Here is a 4,954-nt window from a genome sequence, read left to right as displayed (position 1 = left end):
CCTGCACCCATAGTGATCAGCACGGCGATCTCGCCCTCCTGTCAACTTAACGGCTCTGCCACCACCGAAATCTTGGCAGAGCCGTTATTTCTACAGGCCCGGCCCCCGGCGCAGACAGGACAGATGTGTGGTCCGAAGCCACACCCAGGACCGCCGCGGGAGCCACGTCAGAACCAGCCATCGGGGCAGCTCCACCGCACCCCCCGCGGCCCCAACCGGGGGGACGACCCTAAGCCCGACCAAAACCGCCCACAGATGACTATCTGTGTCCAGATGAGTCTCCTTAGTGTCCGTTCTCAGCCTTCTTCGTGACGTCTGCATGAGCCGATCAGGCACACGGGGACTTCAAGGTGTCCTTCCGTGACTTCTAGCTCCCGTCACGTGACAATTCTCGCCAGTGCGGCCACCATGGCGAGGCACCTCTGTTCGTCCTCCGCCGTCAAGCTGAGAGAACGCGCCCATGACACCGCCGCCTGTGAATACCGCCCGCACGCTGCTTGCTCGGCTCGTCCATGAGCGGCATTGGACCGTCCAGGACTTCCTGCGCGAGTACACGGCCGCAGCCCAGGCGATCAAGGTGAAGGCGGATGAGGTGGGAGAGCGTCAGGCCAAGCGCTGGATGGCGGGGTCACTCAAGACCCACCCGTACCCGTCAGCCTGCCTGATACTGGAAACGATCTTTCAGCGGCCGGTTGATGATCTGTTCGCACCGCCCACCCGGGTGTCCCGCGACTCATCCGCAGGTGTCCCCGCCCTTCCGACGTCGGGCGCATCCCTACCGCAGACCGACGCCCTTGCTGCCTACTCTGGTAGGGAGAGGAGCCACCGCGGCTCATCTCCCGATATGGCAGCACCGGAAGGGCTGAGTCTCATGGCCGCTGACGACACCGCTCGTTTCTTCGCGCACGCGCAGGCAGCCGACGCCGGCCCAGAGGCCGTGACGCTGCTCTACAACGAGGTGCGCCGTATCGCACGCGCATACCCTGCCGGCGGCGGTCCAGCCCTCCTGCCAGACCTCAGCGCCACACAGCGCTTCGCCTTCCGCTATCTCGACGGCCCGACCCAACCCGATCAAGCACGCGATCTCTACTTTCTCACGGGTGTCATTTGCGGCCTGCTTGCCCATGCCAGCCTTGATCTCGGTCAGATCGATGCGGCCATGACCCAGACCCGCACCGCGCTTCTTTGCGCCGACCGTGCGGGACACCCTGGCCTACGGGTCTGGCTCCGCAACGAGCAGTGCTCCATCACACGATGGGCTGGATGGCACCACGAGTCTCTCCGGTACGTCCAGCTCGCATCAGCCGACGCAGCCGTCACGAGCGGCACATCAGCGATCGGGCGCGCGCTACGAGAGGCCCGTGCCCAAGCCGCCATCGGCAACGCCGAGGAGGCACAGGCCGCGCTGGCCGCCGCCGCCCGCGCTGGCGAGCTAACACAGCCCGACGAGCTGGACGAGATGGGAGGCCAAGTCACGCTGTCCATGCCTGACAGCCTCTTCGTCACAGCCGACGCCCTGTCACTCCTACCCGATGCCACCGCAGCCGAACAGGCCGCGATGACCGCCGTCACTGCATTCAGCGAGACGCCCGCCGGTGCAGCCAAACTCGGCAACTCCGCAGGCGCCCGCATTGACCTGAGCCTTGCCCGTGCCCGCCAAGGTGACGCAGACGGAGCCCACGAGGCCCTCCGGCCGGTACTCGACATCCCACCGCAGTACCGGCTATTCGGAATCGTTAGCAACGTGCAACGGGTACAGACAGCTCTCAGTGAGGCACGCCACCACGGCTCACCCATCGCTCGTGACACCGCAGCCGAGATCGAAGCATTCGCGCAGATCCGCGCACTCCCGAGATAGCGGCAATAGCCCAGCCTTCACCGCATGACTGAACTACCCTTTGCCGACCGCTGTAATTTTCTATCAGGCACGAACTGATATCAGTGTTCACGGCGAAAAGAGCAAGGAGAGACGATGCCCCCTGCCCCCGCAACCATCACAAGTGTCGTTATGCAACCGACACCCCTGTGTAATCTTGACTGCTCTTACTGCTATCTTCCCGCCCGTCGCTCCCGCCAACTCATGGCCCCGTCAGTCGCCCGAGCTGTCGCGACAGGAATCGAAATCTTCAACAGCCTCCAAAACCTCCAGCAAACGGAAGTCATCTGGCATGGCGGCGAGCCGCTAACCGCCGGAATTCAACATTTCACACACCTAATGGATTGCTTTCCGGCTTCGAGCGAACACGTTATCCAGACGAACGCGACGCTCATCGACAGGCAGTGGGCAGACCTATTCGAACAGCGGAATATCCACATTGGGATCAGTATCGACGGTGACCGAGCCGCGAGCGCGCAACGTCGGGACTACGCCGGCCGTGAGGCATTCGATCGCATCGTTGCCGGTGTCGAAGTTCTTCGGGATCGAGGACTATCGTTCGACATGATCGCGGTGATCTCAGACCCCAGTCCGCAACGCGCCGAAGAACTCTACGCCTTTTCGCTCTCGCTGGGAGCCAGCTCCCTGGCTATCAACATCGAGGAACGCGAAGGCGTCAACATCCGGAACCATCACTTCACCGATCACGCAATCGCCGACTTCTGGACAGCACTGTGGGAAGCGTGGAAATCCGACCCAAAAATTCCCGTGCGCGAGTTTGAGCGCATCAGAGCGTACATCCTGACCCCAGGTCAGGACAGCGAGTCTCCCCTCACCGACCCGTTTCCGACCGTCGCATGGGACGGAAACGTGACGCTCTACTCTCCCGAGCTTTCCGGCTACTCCTCGCCTCACTACGGCGGCTTCTCCTGCGGGAACGTGCTGAAACACCCACTCCACCACATCATCTTAAGTGGTTGGCGATCGAGTTGGGTTCTCGACTACGCCCGCGGAGTCGAGGAGTGTCGCGAATCGTGTCGACTCTTTGACTTCTGCCGCGGAGGTCACGCCGCAAATCGATACTTTGAACACGGCCGCCTGGACAGCACGGAGACAAGCTACTGCCGAAATAGCAAGATCCTACTGATGGAGGCAGTCGGCGGATCCATCCGCGAATTCGTCGAGGACTGGCCGAGCCCTCCCGAGCAGGGAGCATCTTCCCAAAAGTTCGACAACCGCCCGAGCTGGGACAATTGGGGTAAAAAAGCGACAAAATTCGACAACAGCCCGAGCTGGGACAACTGGAACAAGAAGGGGAAGAAGAAGTAGATTCAGCTCCCACCCCTTATTCAATCGAAAGTCCGATGTCTTCCGCGAGAATCACACCGGCTTCGCTAGCTTGGTGCAGGCCGATTCTAGCGCCGCGCATCGTGGCAAGGCCATGCATACCATGGATCTCGGCATCCCGAAGGTCGCACTGTACGGCAGACGTCGCGTCGAAACGTACGCCGGCTAGCTTGCAGCCGCGGAAGATAAACTTGTCCATGCGTCCGCCGAACTCGGCATCCCGGAAAGTGCATCCCTCGAACAGCACCAAACCCGAGCTATTTTCTGTCACCCATGAGCAGTAGTCCAGTCGACAGTCAGTGAACGCGACATCTTCGACGCGCTCAAATTGAGCCGACCAGCCCACCGCTCGACATCCCGCGAACTCGACCCTGCGCATGCCAGCGCCAGTCCAGGAAGAGTTAGAGAGGTCCACACCCTCAAATCGAACATCGGTGCAGCTAAGGGGCCCGAGGCTGGCATCCGAAAGTTCACTTCCCGACAGAATGGAGCGAGAAATACTTCCTTCGCCACGGACGCCAGACTGCTCGCCTGTCAGCCGAAGACCATCTAGATCAAATTGGCCCCTCAAGCCAGTTGAAGCGTCTTCTAGCTCGTCAACCTCTATCGATGGCCGCCGCATCTGCCGCCGCTCGCCCACATCCCTGAAGTCCACGGACGTCAGCATAGAGGCAGTGCGGGTAGGCATCCGGAAGGTGTCAGATCATGATCTTGGCCCGTTTTGTGATCGCCGTCGCTAACGTTCTTTTCGTCTTTCAAGCCGGTCGATGCTGTCGACCACCACCACGTCATACCGGCCCGCCTGTACCAGCCCCAGCGCCGCCCACCAGGCCCGCAGCCTCGACCCGAACTCACGCACTGCACCCCCAGCCGACCAGCCCCGCGCCACACACGCCGAGCTGAAGACCTCCCGCTGTTCGGCGCCGTCCCCGGGACCGGTGTGCCGCGTGCAGCTCAGCGCCCGCACCACGCCGCCGGCCATCACCGGCCCCCGTCCCGACGGTGCCGACCACCCGGGAACCCGGAGACCTGAGCCCGGTACCACAGGGCAGCCATCGTGCCCGCCAGCGTCAGCGAGTCCCACCACTTGCCCGCCACATCCAGCGGCGCGTTCGGGCCCACCATCACCTGCACCCCGCCGGGGCTACCTGACCGACTCTTGGGGACCCATGGGATGAGATACCCAAAGATCATCAGGAGTCGTGCCTCTAAGCAATAACCTCGGCCTCGTGTGTCGCACCCCGACAGCCCCACAGTTCCAGTCGCTCTTCGTGACCGGCAGCCCGCCGTCTCACCGTCCCTGGGGAGGCCTCGAACCTTTGGGGACACCTACACACTGCGGCCCCAACCCCCCATCCCGACATGCGAGCATTGTTACATACAGTCATAGCTACTTTGACGAAATCTTGCTACGGAGGTCCCATTCTGGACCATATGGATGTCTGTGGATCGGTTCCTTCCATTCGTTTTCTTTCATTTTTTTCACATCATCTTCCGCGATAGAGGGTACGAAAAACGCGGATTCGTCCTCGGCCAGATGGAATGTCGATGTGCTGCCCGTCAGCGCCGGAGTTGCGACTAGCGCACCGACGGCAAGGAGCGTCGCGATCGGCAACATCAAAACTGGCTTGACGGTAAACATGGAAGCTGTCTTCATAGATACTCCTTCTGAGCTGCCAGCTTAACCAATATCAAGCTGGAACGGGTTTATGTTCGAAGGATAGGTAGTGC

Annotated in this window: 6 protein-coding genes; 2 read left to right on the top strand and 4 right to left on the bottom strand. The window is 61.5% G+C overall.

The window, feature by feature from the left end; genetic code table 11:
* Positions 1-460: 460 nt before the first annotated feature.
* Together MJ777_RS22010 and amcB are read left to right on the top strand one after the other, a co-directional pair.
* Complete coding sequence (locus tag MJ777_RS22010) at positions 461-1,858, top strand: hypothetical protein (RefSeq protein ID WP_239307997.1); 1,398 nt, start codon at positions 461-463, stop codon at positions 1,856-1,858.
* Positions 1,859-1,972: 114 nt separating this feature from the next.
* Positions 1,973-3,205 carry a cyclophane-forming radical SAM peptide maturase AmcB gene (gene amcB, locus MJ777_RS22005; RefSeq protein WP_305039436.1) on the top strand — a complete coding sequence of 411 codons (1,233 nt, stop codon included), beginning with the start codon at positions 1,973-1,975 and terminating at the stop codon, positions 3,203-3,205.
* 16 nt (positions 3,206-3,221) lie between these two features.
* Here the strand turns inward: amcB and MJ777_RS22000 are convergent, their stop codons facing one another.
* The 4 genes from MJ777_RS22000 to MJ777_RS21985 form a co-directional block, all read right to left on the bottom strand.
* Positions 3,222-3,878, bottom strand: coding sequence for a pentapeptide repeat-containing protein (locus MJ777_RS22000; RefSeq protein ID WP_239347926.1), 657 nt, complete (start codon positions 3,876-3,878; stop codon positions 3,222-3,224).
* A gap of 81 nt (positions 3,879-3,959) precedes the next feature.
* A complete protein-coding gene (locus MJ777_RS21995) occupies positions 3,960-4,205 on the bottom strand; it encodes a hypothetical protein (RefSeq protein ID WP_239347927.1) in 246 nt (81 codons plus the stop codon).
* Positions 4,205-4,348: a hypothetical protein gene (locus tag MJ777_RS21990; RefSeq protein ID WP_239377665.1), complete on the bottom strand. Its 144-nt coding sequence runs from the start codon at positions 4,346-4,348 to the stop codon at positions 4,205-4,207. Before MJ777_RS21990 ends, MJ777_RS21995 begins: the two co-directional genes overlap by 1 nt.
* A 265-nt stretch (positions 4,349-4,613) precedes the next feature.
* The gene (locus MJ777_RS21985) at positions 4,614-4,880 is read right to left on the bottom strand and encodes a hypothetical protein (protein WP_239377664.1); all 267 of its coding nucleotides are present in this window, start codon (positions 4,878-4,880) and stop codon (positions 4,614-4,616) included.
* Positions 4,881-4,954: the final 74 nt, after the last annotated feature.

The sequence above is a fragment of the Protofrankia sp. Cj5 genome (assembly GCF_917627405.1).
GTDB lineage: Bacteria > Actinomycetota > Actinomycetes > Frankiales > Frankiaceae > Protofrankia.
This window is presented reverse-complemented; position numbering and strand designations above follow the sequence as displayed.

Bases quoted from the DNA above. Each gene is read 5' to 3' on its own strand.
- MJ777_RS21990 (WP_239377665.1), bottom strand. From the start codon at position 4,348: ATGGTGGGCCCGAACGCGCCGCTGGATGTGGCGGGCAAGTGGTGGGAC.
- MJ777_RS21985 (WP_239377664.1), bottom strand. From the start codon at position 4,880: ATGAAGACAGCTTCCATGTTTACCGTCAAGCCAGTTTTGATGTTGCCG.
- amcB (WP_305039436.1), top strand. From the start codon at position 1,973: ATGCCCCCTGCCCCCGCAACCATCACAAGTGTCGTTATGCAACCGACA.
- MJ777_RS22010 (WP_239307997.1), top strand. From the start codon at position 461: ATGACACCGCCGCCTGTGAATACCGCCCGCACGCTGCTTGCTCGGCTC.
- MJ777_RS21995 (WP_239347927.1), bottom strand. From the start codon at position 4,205: ATGGCCGGCGGCGTGGTGCGGGCGCTGAGCTGCACGCGGCACACCGGT.